At 61.5% G+C, this 4,266-nt stretch carries 5 protein-coding genes; 4 read left to right on the forward strand and 1 reads right to left on the reverse strand.

Translation table 11 applies throughout. The features are described 5' to 3' along the window. Window positions 1–177: 177 nt before the first annotated feature. On the reverse strand, window positions 178–681 hold the full coding sequence (locus tag AC1D00_RS29535; RefSeq protein ID WP_025576577.1) for a MarR family winged helix-turn-helix transcriptional regulator: 504 nt from the start codon (window positions 679–681) through the stop codon (window positions 178–180). A 161-nt stretch (window positions 682–842) separates the two neighbouring features. Between AC1D00_RS29535 and AC1D00_RS29540 the strand changes: the two genes are divergently transcribed. The 4 genes from AC1D00_RS29540 to AC1D00_RS29555 form a co-directional block, all read left to right on the forward strand. Continuing rightward, window positions 843–1,970 (forward strand): amidohydrolase family protein, encoded by a 1,128-nt coding sequence (locus AC1D00_RS29540; protein WP_477013098.1) that lies wholly within the window; start codon window positions 843–845, stop codon window positions 1,968–1,970. Continuing rightward, window positions 1,967–3,070, forward strand: a complete 1,104-nt coding sequence (locus tag AC1D00_RS29545; RefSeq protein ID WP_477013099.1) for an amidohydrolase family protein — start codon at window positions 1,967–1,969, stop codon at window positions 3,068–3,070. Before AC1D00_RS29540 ends, AC1D00_RS29545 begins: the two co-directional genes overlap by 4 nt. Then, window positions 3,070–3,483 (forward strand): Rieske (2Fe-2S) protein, encoded by a 414-nt coding sequence (locus AC1D00_RS29550; RefSeq protein ID WP_404557360.1) that lies wholly within the window; start codon window positions 3,070–3,072, stop codon window positions 3,481–3,483. Before AC1D00_RS29545 ends, AC1D00_RS29550 begins: the two co-directional genes overlap by 1 nt. A gap of 52 nt (window positions 3,484–3,535) precedes the next feature. Then, window positions 3,536–4,266 (forward strand): ABC transporter substrate-binding protein (locus tag AC1D00_RS29555; RefSeq protein WP_477013100.1); only part of this gene is annotated, 731 nt, incomplete at its 3' end.

The raw sequence follows: 4,266 nt of genomic DNA on the forward strand, positions 1-4,266 counted from the left end.
CCTTCACCCGCTCCAAACAATTTCAATAGTTTAGTACGAATCTTCGGATTTCGTTCAGACAACCCATTCTCACAACACGACTGACGGCCGATTTGAAGTCGCCCGTTTTCAGTCCGGCGTCGCGATGGATTGGAGCGTGAGAGGCTGGCGCGGGACGACGTCGCGACGGGTCGTGAACTAGCGATCCCAATCGACGCCGGCCAAGGCCTGCGACAACTGCTGAAGCAGCGCTTTCAAATGCTCCCGGTCGGCAGGGCTGAAGCTCTGCAATAGCCGCGTCTCGCGCTCACGCGAGATCTCCAGCAATTTTTCGGACAGCTTCCGTCCTTCGGCCGTCAGCTTGGCGAACGCGGCGCGGCCACGGGTTCGCGTCTGCTCGACCGAAATCAGTTTGCGTTCCTCGAGCAAGACGAGGCTGCGGCTCACGGCCGCCTTGTCCAGATCGGCCGCCCCCGACAGCTCGCCGACATTGAGCGACTGGGTGCTGTTGAGCACCATCAGTATGCGCCATTCCGTCAGGCTCAGGTCAAAGGCGCTGCGATAATAGGCCGTGGTGCCGCGGAGCAGCCGCGCGCCGATATTTGATACCAGCATTGCAACGTGCTCCTGCGCCAGGATGCCGTAGTGTTGCGGACGTTTCGGCGGCGCATCGTTGACCGTCAGTTGCTTGGTCGAAGGCATCGATGGATTCTCCCGGCAACTCGGCCAACCTAAAATGCCGCGGTTCCCGCAGCATTGATCTACCTCAAATTGCTTGACATGTCATTTATTGATGCATCAACATAAAACCGACGCCGGCACAAGTGCTGACCAAGAACCGGCGATGCATCAGGGTGGTATTCATGGCAGACGGCGAGATGGCCAATGCAAAGGCCCCGGGCAGGTACGCGGGTGCGATCGACTGCGATCTTCATCCGGCCGTGCCTGGCATGAATGTGCTGCTGCCGTATCTCGACGAATATTGGCGCGAAATGGTGTCCGTTCGCGCGCTTGATCGGCTCAATCTCGCTCTCACCAGCTATCCGCAGAACGCGCCGTTGTCGTGCCGTCCCGACTGGAAGCTCGCGGGTGGCGAGAAGCCGGGTGCCTCGCTGCAGGCGATGCAGGAACATGTGCTGGATCGCTACCAGCAGCGGTTTGGAATCCTTAATTGCCTCTACGGTGCCCAGGTCATGCATAGCGAGGACATGGCGGCGGTGTTCTGCCGGGCGACCAACGACTGGATTCGCGATGAATGGCTGAGCCGCGATCCCCGGTTGCGCGCTTCCATCGTGATCGCGGCCCATAGCACCGAACACGCCGTCGCCGAGATCGAACGGCGCGCGGACGACATGCGGTTCGTGCAGGTGCTGATGCTGGTATCGGGCGAAGTTACGCTCGGCCGGCGGCAATTGTGGCCGATCTATCGTCTGGCAGAGAAGCTTGGCCTGCCGGTCGGAATTCACGCCGGCAGCGCCTACCGCTATGCGCCGACCGCGGTTGGATGGCCGTCCTATTTCGTCGAGGACTATGTGTCGCAATCAGCCGCCTTCGAGAATCAGTTGCAGAGCATGATCTCCGAAGGCGTGTTCGCCAAATTCCCCGGACTCAAGGTGGTCGCGATCGAATCCGGACTGACCTGGCTGAGCGGCTTTGCCTGGCGCGCCGACAAGACCTGGAAAGGGGTTCGCGCCGAAGTACCCTGGGTGACGCGCGCGCCATCGGAGATCGTTCGCGAGCACGTTCGCTTCACGGTCCAGCCGATCGACGCAACCGACGAGGCGGCGGCGATCCTGCGCCTGATCGATCACCTGCGATCGGACGAGCTGTTCCTGTTCTCGACGGATTATCCACACTGGCAGTTCGACGGCGATGCGGCGCTGCCGGATGGGCTTTCCGCAAGCCTGTTGCGCAAGATCGTCAGTGACAATGCGCTTGCGACCTACCCGCGGCTGGTGAAGGCCGATCGAGCCATGGAGATTGCCGTATGAGCATCGTCGAATTCGAGCGAAGCGGCGCCGCCAGATCCAGGCTTCGGATCATCGATTGCGATATCCATCCCGCGATGACTTCCTGGACCGAGGTTCATCCGTATCTTGCCAAACAATGGATCGACCATCTCTCGGTCTATGGCAGCCATTTGCGCCACGCGTTTTCCGAGGCACTGTCGCATCCGCGGATGTCGCCGGATGCGGCGCGGGTCGATGCCTATCCCGAGGAGGGCGGTCCGCCGGGCTCAAGCCTCGAGCTGATGCGCACGCAGCATCTCGATCCCAATGGGGTCGAGACCGGCATGTTGATTCCGCTGCGCTGGAACCCCGGCAGCCAGCGCAATCTGGATTTCGGCGTGGCGCTGACGCAGGCCATGAACACCTGGCAGGTCGAGCGCTGGGTGAAGAACGAGCCGCGTCTGCGGGCATCGGTCCTGATCGCGCAGGAGGACACCGGCGCTTCGGTCGCCGAGATCGACGCGCGGGCCGGCGATCCGAACTTTACCCAGATTCTGGTATTGCCGAAGACCGACGAACCCTTCGGCCGCCGCCGCTACTGGGCGATTTTCGAGGCGGCGGTGCGCAGCAATCTGCCGATCGCCATCCATGTCGGCGGCACCAATGGCCATCCTTCCACCGGCGGAGGCTGGGCGTCCTACTACATGGAAGAGCACAATACGGTGGCGGAAACCATGCAGGCGATCCTGACCAGCCTGGTGTTCGAAGGCGTGTTCGAGCGCTTTCCGCAGCTTCGCGTGGTGATCATGGAAGGCGGGCTCGGCTGGATCCCGTCGCTGACCGCGCGCATGGACAAGCACTGGTCGCGCCTGCGCAGTGAGGTGCCGCATCTGAAGCGGCCGCCGTCGGAATATATCCGGGAACAGGTGTGGTTCACGACCCAGCCGATGGAAGAGCCCGGAACTGCCGCGCAACTGATCGATCTGTTCGACCGGATCGGCTGGGATCGTTTGCTGTTCTCGACCGACTACCCGCATTGGGACTTTGACGATCCGCGCTACGCTTTCCGCGCCAACCTCAGCGAAGCGCAGCGCGACCAGCTTCTCTATGGGAACGCGCAGGCGTTCTACGGGCTGCCGTGATGGCGCGGCACGTCGTTGCAACCGTCGATGACATTCCTGCCGGCCAGCGCATGCTGGTGAAGGTGGGAGGGCGGGAAATTGGCATCTTCAATGTCGGCGGGGAGTATTTCGCCGTCAGCAACCGTTGTCCGCACGAGGGCGCATCGCTGTGCAAGGGGCGCATCGTCGGTCTGGTGGAATCCAGCGAGCCAGGGTCCTACCAGTTCAGCCGGCGCGGCGAACTGTTGCGCTGCCCCTGGCACGGCTGGGAGTTCGACTTAAGGACCGGAAAATCCTGGTGCGAGCCCGATCGCACCAAGGTTCGCAGCTACGACCTCAAGGTAGAACCGGGCGGGGCCCTCGTCGAAGGCGAGCTTCAGGCCGAAACGTTCCCGGTCGTGATCGAGAAGCAATATGTGGTGATCGAAGTCTGACACCTGATCGATGCGGTCGATCGGCAAAATAAGAAACCGCGTGGAGGATGAAGTGTTCTTGAAGCTGAAGAGAATTGCCCTCGCTGCCCTGGCGGCCGGTTTCGCATTGCCGGCGTCGGCTCAGGATGCATCCTGGGATTCTGTCGTCGCCGCGGCCAAGAAGGAAGGCAAGGTCGTCGTCTACAATATGGCGCTCGGCGCGCCTTACTTCACAGCGGTCGTCAAATCGTTCGAAAAGGAATACGGCATCGCCGTCGAGAGCCTCGATTTGCGCGCCAGCGAACTGGTCGAACGCATCCGAACCGAGCAATCGGCGGGACGGTATCTTGGCGATGTCGAAATGGTCACCACGACCATGATCGAGGAGCAGCTCAAGAACGGCGATTTCATCCAGAAACTGCCGCCGGTCCCGAATGCCGCGAACCTGCGGCCGCCGTTCAAGGCCACCGAACACAGCGTTCCCGCCTACGTCCAGCCGATGGGAATTTTGATCAACACACGGCTTGTCAAGGGCGACGACGTTCCCAAGAGCTGGAACGATCTGAATTCGCCGAAGTGGAAGGGCAAGCTGCTGTCCGACGACATGCGTCCGCTCGGCAGCGGCAACACCTTGTTCGCGGTGCTCCAGAACAACATGGGCGCCGAGTTCAACGAAAAGCTGGCCGAGCAGAAACCCGTCTTCAGCCGCGATATGCGCAACGACGCTCGCCGCGTCGCCCGGGGGGAATATCCGATCTACATCACGCAGGTGTTCGCCTTTGCCTCCGATCTCAAGGGTCTGCC

The sequence above is a fragment of the Bradyrhizobium sp. P2_E8 genome (genome assembly GCF_056403875.1).

What these genes read in the sequence shown, in the direction of transcription:
- AC1D00_RS29545 (WP_477013099.1), top strand. Translation starts at nt 1,967, where the DNA reads ATGAGCATCGTCGAATTCGAGCGAAGCGGCGCCGCCAGATCCAGGCTT.
- AC1D00_RS29535 (WP_025576577.1), bottom strand. Translation starts at nt 681, where the DNA reads ATGCCTTCGACCAAGCAACTGACGGTCAACGATGCGCCGCCGAAACGT.
- AC1D00_RS29550 (WP_404557360.1), top strand. Translation starts at nt 3,070, where the DNA reads ATGGCGCGGCACGTCGTTGCAACCGTCGATGACATTCCTGCCGGCCAG.
- AC1D00_RS29540 (WP_477013098.1), top strand. Translation starts at nt 843, where the DNA reads ATGGCAGACGGCGAGATGGCCAATGCAAAGGCCCCGGGCAGGTACGCG.